Below are 15,879 nucleotides of genomic sequence, written 5' to 3'. Positions count from 1 at the left end.
TTGCGAGGGAAGGCGGCGTGATTCCCGGGTTTCGGCAAGTCGGGGCGTGCTAGAGGGAAGTGGCCGCACATGCCAGGGGCCCGTCGCGGCCGAGTCGGCTGCGGCGGGCCCCTCCCCCCGGTCTGTGGGTGGTTACTTGGCGAAGCCGTAGTTCAGGAGCTTCTTGGCGTCCGTCTCGCGCTGGGCGACGGAGGTCGAGGCGAGGACCGTGCCGATGACCGTCTTGCCGTTGCGGGTGGCGGCGAAAACCAGGCAGTACTTGGCCTCGGGGCCGGAGCCGGTCTTGACGCCGATGGTGCCGCTGTAGTTGCTGAGCAGCGTGTTGGTGTTCGTCCACGCCTTCATCGTGCGCGTGCTGCCGCCCTTGGTGATCGTCTTGGCCGTGTACGACTTGGTCTTGACGATCGTGCGGAACGTGGAGTTCTTCATCGCGCTGCTGGCGATCTTCGTCAGGTCGCGCGGCGTCGAGTAGTTGGAGCCCTTGCCGATGCCGTCGAAGGAATCGAAGTGGGTGTTCTTCAGGCCCAGGCTCTTCGCGGCGGAGTTCATCTTGCCGAGGAAGGAGCTGACGCGGGCGGCGTGGGTGCTGCCCGAGCCGTACTTGTCCGCGAGGACGTACGCCGCGTCGCAGCCCGACGGCAGCATCAGCCCGTACAGCAGCTGACGGACGGTGACCTTGTCGCCGACGATCAGGCCGGCCGAGGAGGCGTTGTTGGCGACGATGTAGTCGCTGGCGCCCTTCGGGATGGTGACCTTGGCGTCCAGGTTGAGGTTCGACTGCGCCAGCACGACCTTCGCAGTCATGATCTTGGTGGTGGAACCGGTGGAACGCCGGGTGTCCGCGGCCTTCGTGAACAGCGACGCGCCCGTGCCGTTGTTCATCACGAAGCCGCCCTTGGCCACGATCGAGGGCGCGGTGACGGCCTGCGCGGGGGCAGCGGTGAGGGCACCGGTGGTGAGCAGGGCACCGGTCGTCACGGCGACGGCGGCGGCCTTGCGGAGGCGGGAGCCCTTGATGCCGGTAATCAAAGCGAAAACCTCGATTGTCTTGAATGCCCTATAAAAAGCGGCCTCGTTGAGGTGGCGCAAGAGATGGGCCGCACGTGTGTGACACCCGTGGGGCGAGGATGGTTGCGGGGTTGCGGGAGGTTTTTTCGCGGACTTTCCGGAACGCCGCCTCCGGGTCCGCATGATGGACGGCACTGCCCGGCGCGCCCCTGTTGTATCTATCCTGTGGCCATGCAAACGGCCACCAGGCGGCCACCCGCCGCCGAACGCGTCTACGCCCACGTCAAGCAAGGCGTCCTCGACCGCAGTTACGAGGGCGGCACCCTCCTCACCGAGGGCGAACTGGCCGACGCCGTGGGCGTTTCGCGCACGCCCGTCCGTGAGGCGCTGCTGCGCCTGGAGGCCGAGGGGCTGCTGCGGCTGTACCCGAAGAAGGGCGCCCTGGTTCTGCCGGTCTCCGCGCAGGAGATCGCGGACGTGGTGGAGACCCGGCTGCTCGTCGAGGAACACGCCGCCCGCAAGGCCGTACCCGCGCCGCCCGCCCTGGTGGAGCGGCTGACCGGGCTGCTGGAGCGGCAGCGGGAGCAGGCCGCCGCCGGTGACTTCGCCGGCGCCGCCGTCACCGACCGCCGCTTCCACGCCGAGATCGTCCGCAGCGGGGGCAACGAGATCCTCTCCCGCCTCTACGACCAGCTGCGCGACCGGCAGTTGAGGATGGGCGTGGCCGTCATGCACTCCCACCCGGACCGCATCGCCAAGACGCTCGCCGAGCACGCGGAGATCCTGGACGCGCTGCGTTCCGGCGACGCCGAGGCGGCGGTCGAGGTCGTGCACCGGCACGTGGGGTGGTTCTCCCACCTGGCACGCGGGGAGGTGCGATGAGTACGCGGACGGACGCGGTGGGCCGGGTCCTGCCGGGTGACCCGCCGGGCGGCCGGCGCGCGGTCGCCGTGTGGTGCACGGGCGTCGCGGTCTACTTCGTCGCCGTCATCTTCCGCACCTCGCTCGGTGTCGCGGGCCTGGACGCGGCCGACCGTTTCCACGTCGGCGCCTCCGAGCTGTCGACGTTCTCGATCCTCCAGCTGCTGGTGTACGCGGGGATGCAGATACCCGTCGGCCTCCTGGTCGACCGGCTCGGCACCAAGAAGGTGCTGTGCATCGGCGCCGTCCTCTTCACCGCGGGGCAGCTCGGCTTCGCCTTCTCCCCCTCCTACGGCACGGCGCTCGCCTCCCGCGCGCTGCTCGGCTGCGGCGACGCGATGACGTTCATCAGCGTGCTGCGGCTCGGCACGCGGTGGTTCCCGGCGCGGCGCGGTCCGATGATCGCCCAGCTCGCGGCCCTTGCCGGCATGGCGGGCAACCTCGTCTCCACCCTGGTCCTTGCCCGGCTGCTGCACGGGCTCGGCTGGACCCCGGCGTTCGCGGGCAGCGCGCTCGCGGGTGGGGTCGTACTGGTGCTGACCCTGCTGTTCCTCAAGGACCACCCCGAGGGGCACGAGCCGGAGCCGGCCTCGCACCACGGTGCCGCGTACGTCCGCCGTCAGATCGCCGAGTCCTGGCGGGAGCCGGGCACCCGGCTCGGCATGTGGGTGCACTTCACCACCCAGTTCCCGGCGATGGTGTTCCTGCTGCTGTGGGGCCTGCCGTTCCTGGTCGAGGCGCAGGGGCTCAGCCGGGCGGTGGCCGGTGAACTCCTCACGCTGGTCGTGCTGTCCAACATGGTCGTCGGTCTCGTCTACGGCCAGATCGTCGCCCGGCACCACGCGGCCCGGCTGCCGCTGGCCCTCGGCACGGTCGCGGCGACCGCCCTGCTCTGGGCGCTCACGCTGGTCTGGCCCGGCGACCACGCGCCCATGGCGCTGCTCGTCGTCCTCTGTGTCGTCCTCGGCGCCTGCGGTCCCGCCTCGATGCTGGGCTTCGACTTCGCCCGCCCCGCCAACCCGCCCGAGCGCCAGGGCACCGCCTCCGGCATCACCAACATGGGCGGCTTCATCGCCTCCATGACGACCCTGTTCGCCATCGGCGTCCTCCTCGACGCCACCGGCGACGACTACGCCATCGCCTTCTCCGCCGTCTTCGTCCTCCAGGCCATCGGCATCACCCAGATCCTCCGCCTACGGCGCCGCGCGGCCCGCCGCGAGCGTGAGCGGCTGGTGGCGAGCCGGGTGGAAACGGTGCATGTGCCTGCGGCTTGAGGGGGCGGCTGCGCGGGCTTGAACGGGGTGCCGCGCTGGGGCGGAGCCGGCCGCGAGTACAGGTGTGTGATCGGGCGGGGCGGCGGGAGCGCCTGCCGGCCCGGCCACCTGACGTACCTCAGCCCTCGCCGGTGGCCGCCGGGCAGGCGAATCGGCCCCGGCGGGAGCGGTTGTCGGCCCCGTAGGCCGGCCACTGACGTACCTCGGCCCCCGCCGGTGACCGCCGCGCACGCGAATCAGCTCCGGCGGGAGCCGTTGTCGGTCCTGCGGTCCGGCCACTGACGTACCTCGACTTCGCCAGCGGCCGCCGCGCAGGCGAATCGGCCCCGGCGGGAGCGGTTGTCGGCCCCGTAGGCCGGCCACTGGCGTACTTCAACCCCCGCCGGTGACCGCCCAGTTGTCCAGCACCGCACCGCGTCAACGCCCCGCCGAACCGCCGGAGGCTACGGCGTCACCGAGAAGTTGCGCAGGATCGCCGACACCAGTGCCGGGTCTCCCTCCGTCTTCACCCGGTCCGCGGCCGATTCCGGGGTCACCCGGCCGCAGGCGAGTTTGAAGTACGTCTCCCAGTCGAGGGTGAAGGAGGCGGCGGGGCCGAGGGCGGGGGAGGTTTCCAGGGTGCCCCGGCCCTGGATGTCGACGCGGATGGTGCGGAGGAACTCGACGGGGCCGTGGACGTCGAAGACGACGGCCGAACTACGGGGCGCGTCCGCGTCCTTGGCGACGACCTTGGGGAGCGCGAGGAGCAGCGCGTCGCGGGTGACGAGCGCGCCCGGGGAGTCGAGGTTGCCGGGCCGGCCGAGGGCGGTGCGCAGGTCCTGCTCGTGCACCCAGACGTCGAACGCCCGCCGCCGCATGGCCTCTTCGAGGGTGATCTCCTTGCCGAACGGCCCGCGCACCAGCGTTCCCGGCTCGCGGGACTCGTTGCGCAGCTGGCGGTTGCGCCGGATGATCGTGTACTCCAGCTCGGAGGTCATCTCCGGCGCCGTGTGATGGCGGCGGACGTCGACCTGCATCTCCATGTACCGCTGCTGCTCGTTGGTGACGTGGAAGAGGTCGCGGGGCAGCGCGTGGATCGGCCGGGGGTCGCCGAGCATCTCGCAGTCCAGGCCGATGACGTGCGAGACCACGTCCCGCACCGACCAGCCGGGGCAGGGCGTGCGCCGGTTCCACTCCCCCTCGACAAGCGGGTTGACCAGCTCGGATATCGCGTCGACGGAGTGGGTCCAGGCATCGGCGTAGGGCTGGAGGGTGGGATGCAGACTCACGGAACGGGAACCCCTCGGCGGTCGGTACACGGGCAGGATCGAACGGCTTGCCGGCGGTCGGCGGCTGCACTCGGCGGGTCTGGAACTCCCCGGGCTCTCGGCTTCACCCGAGCAGGCCAGACCCCCAAGTTACGCTGCTCCGATACCCCCCGGCAGTGCTTTCGTGTGACGATCGTAGGCCCGTGGGAACGACTCGAATGCCAGGACGGTGGTAGTGTGCGCGCCTCGCTGATCCAGATCGCCGTGGACGAGCGTGAATCGGTGGCCGACCGGCGGCAACGCGCGGTCGCACTGGTGCGCGAGCAGGCCGGAGCCGACCTCGTGGTCCTGCCCGAACTGTGGACCACCGGCGCCTTCGCCTACGAGGACTTCGGGACCGGGTCCGAGCCGCTGGAGGGCCCCACCCACGAGGCGATGGCCAAGGCCGCCGCCGAAGCGGGCGTGTGGCTGCACGCCGGGTCGATCCCGGAACGCGACCCCGACGGCACCCTCTACAACACCTCGCTCGTCTTCTCCCCCTCCGGCGACCTGGCCGCCGCCTACCGCAAGATCCACCGCTTCGGCTTCGACCAGGGCGAGGCCGTGCTGATGGGCGCGGGCAGCGAGCTGGTCACGGTCCGGCTGCCGGAGACCACCCTCGGCCTCGGCACCTGCTACGACCTCCGCTTCCCCGAGCTCTTCCGCGCCCTGACCGCCGCCGGTGCCGAGACCCTGGTGCTCCCGGCCGGCTGGCCCGAGCGGCGGCGCGCGCACTGGACGCTGCTCGCCCGGGCGCGGGCGGTCGAGAACCAGGCGTTCGTGCTCGCCTGTGGAACGGCCGGGACGCACGCCGGGGTTCCGCAGGCGGGTCACTCGATCGTGGTCGATCCGTGGGGCGAGGTGCTCGCGGAGGCGGGCTCGGGCGAGGAGGTCCTGACCGTCGAGTTCGACCCCGCGCAGGTGGCCGGGACCCGCGAGCAGTTCCCCGCCCTCAAGGACCGGGTGCTCGGCCTGGAGCCCCCGCGCCGCTGAAGCCCGCCCGCCCGAAGGCGCCGGCTACCCCTCCTCCCGCTCCTTCTCCGCCAGGTGGATCACACACACCGCCACCGCGATCAGCAGCGCCGGGTCCGCGTCGTCCCGTACGACGTCCACGCCGTAGGTCTCCCGTACCGTCAGCAGCCGGCGGGAGATCACGGCGAGGAGTTCGCCGTCGTACTCGATCGCGAACTCGCGGTCGAGGATCTTGCCGCTGACGTCGAGTTCGGTGCTGTCGGCCAGGCGGACGCGGTAGTGGTTGCGCAGCAGCGAGAGGTGCTTGCGCTTGACGGTGGCCAGGCCCTCGCCGTCCCGTTCGATCACCATGGTGTCGCGCAGGGCGAACATCTTCTTGTGGATGTCGATCAGCACCCGGCCCTCGGCGTCCTTCAGCTCGAAGGTGTCGCGCAGCCGGAGGGCCTTGCCGTCGACGAGGTAGACCTTGCGGCCCTGGTCGTCCTCGATCCAGTAGTCGTCACCGATGCCGAAAATGCGGTCGCGTACGAGGAATCTCATGAGGGACCGGTTCCCCGGCGGGGACCGTTCCTCACCGCCCCGCCCGTCCTCACCGGGGAACCGCCCGTCCTCACCGGGAACCGCCCGGCGGACCGAAGCGCCTGCGGTACTCCGACGGGCTCAGCCCCGTCTCCCGCCGCAGCCGGGCCCGCAGATTGGCCGCCGTACCGAGCCCGCTGCGCGCCGCCACCACGTCGAGGCGCAGCTCGCCGCGCTCGATGAGGCGGCAGGCCAGCGCCACCCGTTCGCCGGTGAGCCACGCCAGCGGGGTCGTCCCCAGCCGGGTACGGAAGCGGCGGTGCAGGGTGGCCGGGGAGAGGGCGGCGCGGGCGGCCAGGTCCGCCACCGTCAGCGGGTCGGCGAGGCGTTCCTGCGCCCAGGCCAGCAGCGGGCCGAGCGAGCCGTCGGGGATCTCGGGCAGCGGGCGCTCCACGAACTGCCGCTGGCCGCCGTCGCGGTGGGCGGCGAAGACCAGCCGGCGGGAGACGGCGTTGGCGATCTCGGCGCCGTGGTCGGTGCGCCAGATGTGCAGGCCGAGGTCGAGCGCGGCGGCGCTGCCGGAGGCGGTGAGCACGTCGCCGTCGTCCACGTAGAGCACGTCCGGCTCCAGCAGGACCTTCGGATGCAGGTCGCGGAAGGCGTCGGCCCAGCGCCAGTGGGTGGAGGCGCGGCGGCCGTCCAGCAGGCCGGCCTCGGCCAGCGCGAAGGTGCCGGTGCAGAAGCTGACCAGGCGGGTGCCGCGCGCGTGCGCGTCGCGGAGGGCGTCGAGGACGGCGGGGCGGCGCGGGACCACGTTGTCGGGGCGGCCCGGCACGATCAGGGTGTCCGCCTCCAGCGTCGCCTCCAGGCCCGGCACCCCGGCCATCGTGAAGAAGCCGTGGTTCATCCGCACCTCGGGGGCGGGCGCGCACAGCGTGACCTCGTAGAGCGGCCCCGGAAGCCCCAGCTCGGGGCGGGGCAGCCCGAACAGCTCGGTGGCGACGCCCACCTCGAAGGGGTTGGTGCCCTCGTCCACGAGCACGGCGACCCGATGAGGACGCACCGGCTGACAGGATTCTTGCGCCATGTGCGATTTCTAGCACTCGTGCGGCCTGGGCGCGCGCCCGCAGCATGGAGCCATGGCAACCAGTGAACCCCTGTCCCTGGAGACGGTCCTCGCCTCCTTCTCCGACCGATGGAGCCCGCGCATCGTCACGTCCGTCAACGACTACGACGTCCGGGTCGCCAAGGTCGAGGGCGAACACCTCTGGCACGCGCACGACGACACCGACGAGTTCTTCCTCGTGCTCTCCGGCGAGCTGCACATCGGCCTGCGCGAGCCCGCCGGCGAGCGCACGGTGAAGCTGCCGAAGGGCTCCGTCTTCACCGTCCCGCGCGGCATCGAGCACAAGCCGTACGCCCCCGTCCCCACCGAGATCCTGCTCCTCGAACCCACCGGCACCCTCACCGTCGGCGACCGGCACGAGGAGATCCCGGACCATGTGGACGCGACGACGGGCCATGCGCTGACCTGACCCGGTCCCGTACGGTCGGCTGTATGACAGCGGAGTCGACGGCACCGACGCCCCGGGTGCAGCTCGTCATCGGCATCGTCCGCCGGGGCGAGGAGGTCCTGCTCGTCCGGGAGAGCCTGGGCGCCCACGGCGAGCGGCACTGGTCGCTGCCCGGCGGCGGCGTCGAGGACGGCGAGCTGATGCACGAGGCGCTCAGGCGCGAGCTGCGCGAGGAGACCGGGCTGCTGGTGGGCGACCCGGTACGCACCGCGTTCCTGCTGCACATCGACTCCGAGAGCCACCCCTCCGCGCTGGCCGTCGCCTTCGAGCTCGACCGGTGGGAGGGGGAGGTCGCGCCGGAGGACAGCGACATCGAGCGGGCCGCCTTCTTCCCCGTGCGCGAGGCCCTGCGGCTGCTCGGCGGCCTGGACAGCGCCGTGCAGCGGGAGCCGGTCGTCGGCTACCTCAGCGGGAAGGTCCCGCCGGGCACCACCTGGATGTACCGCTACCGGGACGGCGAGGAGACCCTGCTCGCCCGCTGGTGACCGGCCCCGCCCCCCCCGTGACCGGGTACGCGCCCTCGTCACCGGCCGCGCGCCCAGTGTGACGTCGTACGGCGGTTACGGGGTGTTCGCACGCGAGTGGCACCCTTGACACATGACCGACTCCGCACCTCGTCGTACCCGCGTCCGCGCCCCCGAGCTGATCGGCAAGGGTGGCTGGCTGAACACGGGCGACCAGCAGTACACCCTCGCCGACCTGCGTGGACGCATCGTCGTCCTGGACTTCTGGACCTTCTGCTGCATCAACTGCCTGCACGTCCTGGACGAGCTGCGCGAGCTGGAGGAGCGGCACCGGGACACCGTGGTGATCATCGGTGTGCACTCGCCGAAGTTCGTGCACGAGGCCGAGCACCAGGCCGTGGTGGACGCGGTGGAGCGGTACGGCGTGGAGCACCCGGTCCTGGACGACCCGGAGCTGGCCACCTGGAAGCAGTACGCGGTGCGCGCCTGGCCGACGCTCGTGGTGATCGACCCCGAGGGGTACGTCGTCGCGCAGCACGCCGGCGAGGGGCACGCGCACGCGATCGAGAAGCTGGTGGAGGAGCTGGAGGCCGAGCACGAGGCCAAGGGCACCCTGCGCCGGGGCGACGGCCCGTACGTGGCGCCCGAGCCCGAGCCGACCGTGCTGCGCTTCCCCGGCAAGGCGCTGCTGCTGCCGTCCGGGAACTTCCTGGTCAGCGACACCACCCGGCACCAGCTGGTCGAGCTGGAGCCGGACGGCGAGTCCGTCGTGCGCCGCGTCGGCTCCGGCGACCGGGGCCTGGCGGACGGCCCCGCAGACCAGGCGGCCTTCAACGAGCCGCAGGGCCTCGCGCTCCTCGACGACGGCGCGGTGGTCGTCGCCGACACCGTGAACCACGCCCTGCGCCGCCTGGACCTCGCCACCGGCGAGGTGACCACCCTGGCGGGCACCGGCAAGCAGTGGATGCAGGGCAACCCCACCTCCGGCCCGGCCCGCGAGACCGCGCTGTCCTCCCCGTGGGACGTCGCCGTCTTCGGCGGCAAGGTGTGGATCGCGATGGCGGGCGTCCACCAGCTGTGGACGTACGACCCGCAGGCGGGCACCGTCGAGGTCGCGGCCGGCACCACCAACGAGGGCCTGGTCGACGGCCCCGGCACCGAGGCCTGGTTCGCCCAGCCCTCCGGGCTCGCCGCGACCGGGGACCGGCTGTGGCTCGCGGACGCCGAGACCTCCGCGCTGCGCTGGGTGGACCTCGAAGGCCATGTCCACACGGCCGTCGGCACCGGCCTCTTCGACTTCGGACACCGGGACGGCGACGCCGAACAGGCCCTGTTCCAGCACCCGTTGGGCGTCACCGTGCTGCCGGACGGCTCGGTCGCCGTCGCCGACACCTACAACCACGCCCTGCGCCGCTACGACCCCGCGACCGGCGAGGTGACCACGCTGGCGACCGATCTGCGCGAGCCGAGCGACGCCGTGCTGGTCGGCGAGGACATCGTGGTCGTGGAGTCCGCCCGGCACCGGCTGACCCGGCTGCGGCTGCCCGAGGAGGCGGTCCGGGTGGAGGCGGTCGCCCACCGCACCCGGCGCGCCGCGACCGAGGTGGCCCCGGGCCGGCTCCTCCTGGATGTGATCTTCCAGGCCCCGGCGGGCCAGAAGCTGGACCTGCGCTACGGCCCCTCGACCCGGCTCCTGGTCTCCTCCACCCCGCCCGAGCTGCTGCTCAAGGGCGAGGGCGCGGACACGGACCTGAGCCGCGAGCTGGAGCTGAACCCGGCCGTCACCGAGGGCGTGCTGCACGTCTCGGCGATGGCCGCGTCCTGCGACGACGACCCGGCCAACGAGTACCCGGCCTGCCATGTGCACCAGCAGGACTGGGGTGTTCCGGTCCGCCTCACCGAAGCGGGCGCGGACCGGCTGCCGTTGGTGCTCGCCGGGATGGACGAGCGCTAGCACGCGCCGAGTCGGGGCCGGGACTCCTCAAGTCCCGTCCCGCTCAGACGCCGTAGCCGTCGCTGTACCCGTCGCGGTGCGCGTGGTGGTGGTGCGGTTCCTCCTCGACGACCGGGGTCGCCGGGGGCATCACCACGCGCCGGCGGCGGGCGATCCCGCTGAACGTGGCCAGACCGATCAGGCCGACGGCCATGAAGATGACGCCGACCAGGTCGAGGTTGACCCCGCTCATGTGCCAGTCGGTGGCGAACGTGAGGATCGCGCCGACGGCGATCAGGATGATGCAGCCTCCGAGGCCCATGAGGACTCGCCTCCCCTTCACGGTTCCGGAATCTCCGGTCCCGCTCGGGTACCCGGCATTACCCCGACTACCCCTCCAGGAAGGCCGCGAGGGCGTTGGCGAGGAGGAACGGGTCGTCGGCGCCGCACAGTTCGCGCACGCTGTGCATGGACAGGATGGCCACCCCGATGTCGACCGTGGTGATGCCGTGCCGGGCCGCGGTGATCGGTCCGATGGTGGTGCCGCAGGGCATCGAGTTGTGCGAGACGAAGGTCTGGTACGGCACTCCGGCGCGCTCGCACGCGGCGGCGAACACCGCCTGGCCCGAACCGTCCGTGGCGTAGCGGTTGTTGACGTTCACCTTGAGGAGGGGGCCGCCGTTGACGCGCGGGTGGTGCGTCGGGTCGTGCCGCTCCGCGTAGTTGGGGTGGACCGCGTGGCCGGTGTCGGAGGACAGGCACACGGTCCCGGCGAAGGCACGGGCGCGGTCCTCGAAGGTGCCGCCCCGGGCGAACACGGAACGCTCCAGGACGGTGCCGAGCAGCGGGCCGTCGGCGCCGGTGTCGGACTGCGAGCCGGTCTCCTCGTGGTCGAAGGCGGCGAGCACCGGGATGTGCGGGAGCGGGGCGCCGGAGGTCGCGGCGGCGATCAGGGCGGCCGTACCGGCGTGCACGGACAGCAGGTTGTCCATGCGCGGCCCGGCGAGCAGCTCGCGGTCGCGGCCGAGGTAGGCGGGCGGCTCGACGGGGTACGTCATCAGGTCCCAGCCGGCCACCGAGCCGGCGTCGAGCCCGGCCTCCTCCTCCAGGAAGGCGATCAGGTCGCCCTCGCGCACGTCCTCCCCGAGCCCCCACACGGGCTGGAGATGGCGCTGCTTGTCGAGCTTGAGGCCGTCGGTGCTCACCGTGCGGTCCAGGTGGATGGCGAGCTGCGGCACGCGCAGCAGCGGCCGGTCCACGTCGACCAGGACCGTGGAGCCGTCGCGCAGGGTGAGGCGCCCGGCGATGCCGAGGTCGCGGTCGAGCCAGGAGTTCATCAGCGGGCCGCCGTAGACCTCCACCGCGGCCTGCCGCCAGCCGTGCGCGCCGCTGTCCGGCCGCGGCTTGATCCGCAGGTTCGGCGAATCGGTGTGCGCGCCGATGATCCGGAACGGCGTGTGCGGCTCGGCGCCCTCGGGGACGTACCAGGCGATGATCGCACCGCCGCGCAGCACGTACCGGCCGCCGGTGCCGGTGCCCGCCGGGGTGTCCCAGGCGTCGGTCTCGGCGACCTGCCGGAAGCCCGCCTTCTCCAGTCGCGCGGCGGCGTTCGCCACGGCGTGGTACGGCGTGGGGCTCGCCGCGAGGAAGGTCATCAGGTCGTCGGTGTGGCCGCGGTCGAAGCGGGACGGTGCGCTCATGGCGTTTACCTTAACGACGTGCGCGGGCCCGCTCCCGGCCAGAGGGGAGCGGGCCCGCGGCAGTTGGCGGTGCCGGAGTGCGAGACCCTAGAAGGCGGCCTCGTCCAGCTCCATCAGGTCCAGGTCGACGGTGCCGGCGACCTTGCGGGCCAGGGTCACGCCGGGCAGGACGTTGGCCGCGAAGAACTTCGCCGCCGCGATCTTGCCGGTGTAGAAGGGCTTGTCTTTCGCGGACGCGGTCTCCAGCTTCTCGGCGGCGATGGCGGCGCCCTTGAGCAGCAGGTAGCCGACGATCACGTCACCGGAGGCGAGCAGCAGGCGGGTGGTGTTGAGGCCCACCTTGTAGATGTTCTTGACGTCCTGCTCGGTGGCCGCGAGGTCGGTCAGCATCAGACCGACGATGGCCTCCAGCTCCACGGCCGCCTTGGCCAGGTGCTCGCGGGCGCCCGCCAGCTCCTCGCCGCCGGTGCCGAGCGCCAGGAACTTCTTGATGTCCTCGGCGACGGAGTTCAGCGCGGCGCCCTGGTTGCGGACGATCTTCCGGAAGAAGAAGTCCTGGCCCTGGATCGCCGTGGTGCCCTCGTAGAGGGTGTCGATCTTGGCGTCGCGGATGTACTGCTCGATCGGGTACTCCTGGAGGAACCCGGAGCCGCCGAAGGTCTGGAGCGACTGGGCGAGCTGCTCGTAGCCCTTCTCGGAGCCGTAGCCCTTGACGATCGGCAGGAGCAGGTCGTTCAGCGCGTGCTCGGCGGAGGCGTCCTCGCCGCCGGCCTCCTTGACCGCGATCGCGTCCTGGATCGAGGCCGTGTAGAGGACGAGGGCGCGCATGCCCTCCGCGTACGCCTTCTGCGTGATCAGCGAGCGGCGCACGTCGGGGTGGTGCGTGATGGTGACCTTGGGCGCGGTCTTGTCCATGAAGTTCGCCAGGTCCGGACCCTGGACGCGCTCCTTGGCGTACTCCAGGGCGTTGAGGTAGCCCGTCGACAGCGTGGAGATCGCCTTCGTGCCGACCATCATGCGGGCGAACTCGATGATGCGGAACATCTGGCGGATGCCGTCGTGCTTGTCGCCGATCAGCCAGCCCTTGGCGGGGTGGCGGTCGCCGAAGGTCATCTCGCAGGTGTTGGAGGCCTTGAGGCCCATCTTGTGCTCGACGTTGGTCGCGTAGACGCCGTTGCGCTCGCCCAGCTCGCCGGACTCGCCGTCGAAGAGGAACTTCGGGACGAGGAAGAGGGAGAGGCCCTTGGTGCCGGGACCGGCGCCCTCGGGACGCGCGAGGACGTAGTGGAGGATGTTCTCCTCCATGTCGTGCTCACCGGACGTGATGAAGCGCTTGACGCCCTCGATGTGCCAGGAGCCGTCCTCCTGCTGCACGGCCTTGGTGCGGCCCGCGCCCACGTCCGAACCGGCGTCCGGCTCGGTGAGCACCATGGTGGAGCCCCAGGTCTTCTCGACCGCGATCGAGGCCCACTTCTTCTGCTCCTCGGTGCCCTCCTCGAAGAGGATGCGCGCGAACGCCGGGCCGGAGGAGTACATCCAGATGGCCGGGTTGGCGCCGAGCACCAGCTCCGCGTACGCCCAGATCAGGGACGGCGGGGTGTTGGTGCCGCCGATCTCCTCGGGCAGGCCGAGCCGCCAGTACTCGGAGTCCATGAAGGCCTTGTAGCTCTTCTTGAACGTCGCGGGGACCGGCGCGGTGTTCGTCTCGGGGTCGAAGACCGGGGGGTTGCGGTCGGCGTCGGCGAAGGACTCCGCCAGCTCGTTCTCCGCGAGCCGGGTCAGCTCCGCCAGGACGGACTTGGCGGTGTCGGTGTCCATCTCCTCGAAGGGGCCGGTGCCGTAGAGCTTGTCGCGGCCGAGGACTTCGAAGAGGTTGAACTCGATGTCGCGGAGATTGGACTTGTAGTGCCCCATGGTGACTCCGTCAGGTCTCGGCGAGGCACTGACTCCTCGCATCTGGTTCACGTACCAACTAGTAGCTCCGATGATGCTACCCGTCGGTAATAAGAAGCAACCCCGCCCCCCTGTGCTCTTCGCCGTGCCCCACCGTGCGCCCGTCCGGCCGGGTGAATCCGCCGCCCCGGAGCGAGCGCTCCAAGTGATCTTGCGGATACGTTCCGTGGCGATCTCTTCTCTCTCTGTGCCCGGAGGCGTACGTGCGACGTTTTCTGACCAGGTTCGGCGGCCTCGCGGCGGCGGCGATGCTGACCGTCGGACTGGCTCATCCCTCGCAGGCGGCGGACCCGGCGTACTTCGAGTTCACGGACGCGGGCCGGCAGACGGCGGTCGTCCGGATCGACAACCCGGACGCGATCGCGCACGCGCGGCAGTTGCTCAGCGGCGAGACGACCGAGCGCCCCCACCTCTACGGGCGCATCGTCAAGCGCCCTGCCTCGTACAACCCGAAGTGGAATTTCCACTACAACCCCGAGACGGTCAGCTTCTTCGACTATGCCATCGAGGTCTGCGACGCCACCCTCCCCTACGTCGAGGACCACCTCGACGAGGCGGGCGGCGCCTTCCTGCCGGGGCTCCACTGGTGCCCCTGGACTTCGCGTCTGACGCGTGAGGTTCCGGCTCCGTAGGCCATACGGGCGAGTCGGCTCGGTAGGGTGGCGCGCATGTACGGCTACGACCAGAACGTGGGCGCTCAGCAGCAGTACGTCCCACCGCAGCAGCAGATGCCCGGCGGTGTCGGCGGGTACGGCCAGCAGCCGCCGCTCTACCCCGAGCCGTCCCCGCCCTCCCTCGCGGACGCGGTGCGCGCGTTCACCACGGGCTCGATGTCCGCCGAGGACTTCCAGCAGGTGTTCGCCACGTCCAAGGTGTACTGCCCGCGCGGCGACACCCCGGGCTTCCTCGCCCTGCACAACACCCAGCAGCCGGTGATCCCGATGTTCACCTCGCTCAAGGAGCTGCGGCGGTACGCGGGCAAGGAGTCCAAGTACTTCGTGATCACCGGCGCCGAGGTGATCGACCTCCTCCCGACCGGCTACGGCTTCGTGGTCGACATGGAGGGTGAGCACCGGATGGTGTTCGACGCGAAGGCCGTCGAGCAGATGGTCGAGTTCGCGATGCGCCGTATGTATGGCGGCTGACGGGTGACTCAGCCCACGTGGGGCCCGGAGGGAATTTCCTCCGGGCCCTCTCTGTTGTGAGTGGCAGAAAGTTCAACGCTCAACTAAAATGGTCCCACAAGGAGGTACCGACCATGCCCGCAGTGACCGTCGAGAACCCGTTGACGCTGCCCCGTGTGACCGCTCCCGCCGACGCCGTGGCGCGTCCCGTGCTGGCCGTCACGACCGCTCCGAGCGGTTTCGAAGGCGAGGGCTTCCCGGTGCGCCGGGCGTTCGCCGGCATCAACTACCGCCACCTCGACCCGTTCATCATGATGGACCAGATGGGTGAGGTGGAGTACGCGCCGGGCGAGCCCAAGGGCACCCCCTGGCACCCGCACCGCGGCTTCGAGACCGTGACGTACATCATCGACGGCGTCTTCGACCACCAGGACTCCAACGGCGGTGGCGGCACCATCACCAACGGCGACACCCAGTGGATGACGGCGGGCTCCGGTCTGCTGCACATCGAGGCTCCGCCGGAGCACCTGGTCGTCTCGGGCGGTCTCTTCCACGGGCTCCAGCTGTGGGTGAACCTGCCGGCCAAGGACAAGATGATGGCCCCGCGCTACCAGGACATCCGCGCGGGGAGCGTGCAGCTGCTCACCTCCCCGGACGGGGGCGCGCTGCTGCGGGTCATCGCCGGTGAGCTGGACGGCCACGAGGGCCCCGGGATCACGCACACCCCGATCGTCATGGTGCACGCGACCCTGGCGCCGGGTGCCGAGATCACGCTGCCCTGGCGCGAGGACTTCAACGGTCTGGCGTACGTGCTCGCCGGCCGCGGCTCGGTCGGCGCCGAGCGCCGTCCGGTCCACACCGGCCAGACCGCCGTCTTCGGCACCGGCTCCTCGCTGACCGTCCGCGCCGACGAGAAGCAGGACGCCCACACCCCCGACCTGGAGGTCGTCCTCCTCGGCGGACAGCCCATCCGCGAGCCCATGGCCCACTACGGCCCGTTCGTCATGAACACCAAGGAACAGCTCATGCAGGCCTTCGAGGACTTCCAGAAGGGCCGCCTCGGCACGGTCCCCGCGGTCCACGGCATGACGGAGGCGGGCCCGGAGGCCTGAGCCGCCCCTCCCGCTCGTGAGACCCCGCCGCCCGGCAGA

16 protein-coding genes are annotated in these 15,879 nt (G+C 71.2%); 9 read left to right on the top strand and 7 right to left on the bottom strand.

Annotation, left to right across the window (positions count from 1 at the left end; all coding sequences use genetic code 11):
• Positions 1-132: 132 nt before the first annotated feature.
• Positions 133-1,029: a D-alanyl-D-alanine carboxypeptidase gene (locus AB0898_RS01670; RefSeq protein WP_366800802.1), complete on the bottom strand. Its 897-nt coding sequence runs from the start codon at positions 1,027-1,029 to the stop codon at positions 133-135.
• Positions 1,030-1,239: 210 nt separating this feature from the next.
• Here AB0898_RS01670 and AB0898_RS01665 point away from each other — a divergent pair, with 210 nt between their 5' ends.
• Together AB0898_RS01665 and AB0898_RS01660 are read left to right on the top strand one after the other, a co-directional pair.
• A complete protein-coding gene (locus AB0898_RS01665) occupies positions 1,240-1,890 on the top strand; it encodes a GntR family transcriptional regulator (protein WP_366800801.1) in 651 nt (216 codons plus the stop codon).
• Positions 1,887-3,203, top strand: coding sequence for an MFS transporter (locus AB0898_RS01660; protein ID WP_366800800.1), 1,317 nt, complete (start codon positions 1,887-1,889; stop codon positions 3,201-3,203). The genes AB0898_RS01665 and AB0898_RS01660 overlap by 4 nt, the downstream gene beginning before the upstream one ends.
• 443 nt (positions 3,204-3,646) lie before the next feature.
• Here the strand turns inward: AB0898_RS01660 and AB0898_RS01655 are convergent, their stop codons facing one another.
• Complete coding sequence (locus AB0898_RS01655) at positions 3,647-4,471, bottom strand: maleylpyruvate isomerase family mycothiol-dependent enzyme (RefSeq protein WP_366800799.1); 825 nt, start codon at positions 4,469-4,471, stop codon at positions 3,647-3,649.
• A gap of 216 nt (positions 4,472-4,687) precedes the next feature.
• Between AB0898_RS01655 and AB0898_RS01650 the strand changes: the two genes are divergently transcribed.
• Complete coding sequence (locus AB0898_RS01650; RefSeq protein WP_366800798.1) at positions 4,688-5,482, top strand: carbon-nitrogen family hydrolase; 795 nt, start codon at positions 4,688-4,690, stop codon at positions 5,480-5,482.
• Positions 5,483-5,506: 24 nt separating this feature from the next.
• On the opposite strand, the gene AB0898_RS01645 is transcribed toward AB0898_RS01650, so the two are convergent.
• Positions 5,507-6,001, bottom strand: coding sequence for an LURP-one-related family protein (locus AB0898_RS01645; RefSeq protein WP_366800797.1), 495 nt, complete (start codon positions 5,999-6,001; stop codon positions 5,507-5,509).
• A 70-nt stretch (positions 6,002-6,071) separates the two neighbouring features.
• The gene (locus tag AB0898_RS01640; RefSeq protein WP_366800796.1) at positions 6,072-7,067 is read right to left on the bottom strand and encodes a helix-turn-helix domain-containing protein; all 996 of its coding nucleotides are present in this window, start codon (positions 7,065-7,067) and stop codon (positions 6,072-6,074) included.
• Between the two features lie 52 nt (positions 7,068-7,119).
• Here AB0898_RS01640 and AB0898_RS01635 point away from each other — a divergent pair, with 52 nt between their 5' ends.
• From AB0898_RS01635 to AB0898_RS01625, 3 genes are all read left to right on the top strand, one after another.
• Positions 7,120-7,515: a cupin domain-containing protein gene (locus AB0898_RS01635; protein ID WP_366800795.1), complete on the top strand. Its 396-nt coding sequence runs from the start codon at positions 7,120-7,122 to the stop codon at positions 7,513-7,515.
• 23 nt (positions 7,516-7,538) lie between these two features.
• Positions 7,539-8,039: an NUDIX hydrolase gene (locus AB0898_RS01630; RefSeq protein ID WP_366800794.1), complete on the top strand. Its 501-nt coding sequence runs from the start codon at positions 7,539-7,541 to the stop codon at positions 8,037-8,039.
• 112 nt (positions 8,040-8,151) lie between these two features.
• A complete protein-coding gene (locus tag AB0898_RS01625; RefSeq protein WP_366800793.1) occupies positions 8,152-9,972 on the top strand; it encodes a thioredoxin-like domain-containing protein in 1,821 nt (606 codons plus the stop codon).
• A 43-nt stretch (positions 9,973-10,015) separates the two neighbouring features.
• Here the strand turns inward: AB0898_RS01625 and AB0898_RS01620 are convergent, their stop codons facing one another.
• The 3 genes from AB0898_RS01620 to AB0898_RS01610 form a co-directional block, all read right to left on the bottom strand.
• A complete protein-coding gene (locus AB0898_RS01620; protein ID WP_366800792.1) occupies positions 10,016-10,273 on the bottom strand; it encodes a DUF6458 family protein in 258 nt (85 codons plus the stop codon).
• 67 nt (positions 10,274-10,340) lie between these two features.
• Positions 10,341-11,651 carry a M18 family aminopeptidase gene (locus AB0898_RS01615; RefSeq protein ID WP_366800791.1) on the bottom strand — a complete coding sequence of 437 codons (1,311 nt, stop codon included), beginning with the start codon at positions 11,649-11,651 and terminating at the stop codon, positions 10,341-10,343.
• Positions 11,652-11,738: 87 nt separating this feature from the next.
• Positions 11,739-13,565 carry an acyl-CoA dehydrogenase gene (locus tag AB0898_RS01610; RefSeq protein WP_366800790.1) on the bottom strand — a complete coding sequence of 609 codons (1,827 nt, stop codon included), beginning with the start codon at positions 13,563-13,565 and terminating at the stop codon, positions 11,739-11,741.
• A gap of 242 nt (positions 13,566-13,807) precedes the next feature.
• On the opposite strand from AB0898_RS01610, the gene AB0898_RS01605 reads away from it, so the two are divergent.
• The 3 genes from AB0898_RS01605 (at position 13,808) to AB0898_RS01595 (ending at position 15,840) form a co-directional block, all read left to right on the top strand.
• On the top strand, positions 13,808-14,236 hold the full coding sequence (locus tag AB0898_RS01605) for a calmodulin-binding protein (RefSeq protein WP_366800789.1): 429 nt from the start codon (positions 13,808-13,810) through the stop codon (positions 14,234-14,236).
• A gap of 36 nt (positions 14,237-14,272) precedes the next feature.
• Entirely contained in the window at positions 14,273-14,749 is a 477-nt protein-coding gene (locus AB0898_RS01600) for an SseB family protein (protein ID WP_018547734.1), read from the top strand.
• A 113-nt stretch (positions 14,750-14,862) separates the two neighbouring features.
• Positions 14,863-15,840 (top strand): pirin family protein, encoded by a 978-nt coding sequence (locus AB0898_RS01595; RefSeq protein WP_366800788.1) that lies wholly within the window; start codon positions 14,863-14,865, stop codon positions 15,838-15,840.
• Positions 15,841-15,879 lie beyond the last annotated feature (39 nt).

It is taken from the genome of Streptomyces sp. NPDC005435 (assembly GCF_040703155.1).
In the GTDB taxonomy this organism is placed as follows: Bacteria; Actinomycetota; Actinomycetes; order Streptomycetales; family Streptomycetaceae; genus Streptomyces.
Note: the sequence above shows the minus strand (reverse complement) of the source record. Positions and strands in the feature narration are given on the sequence as shown.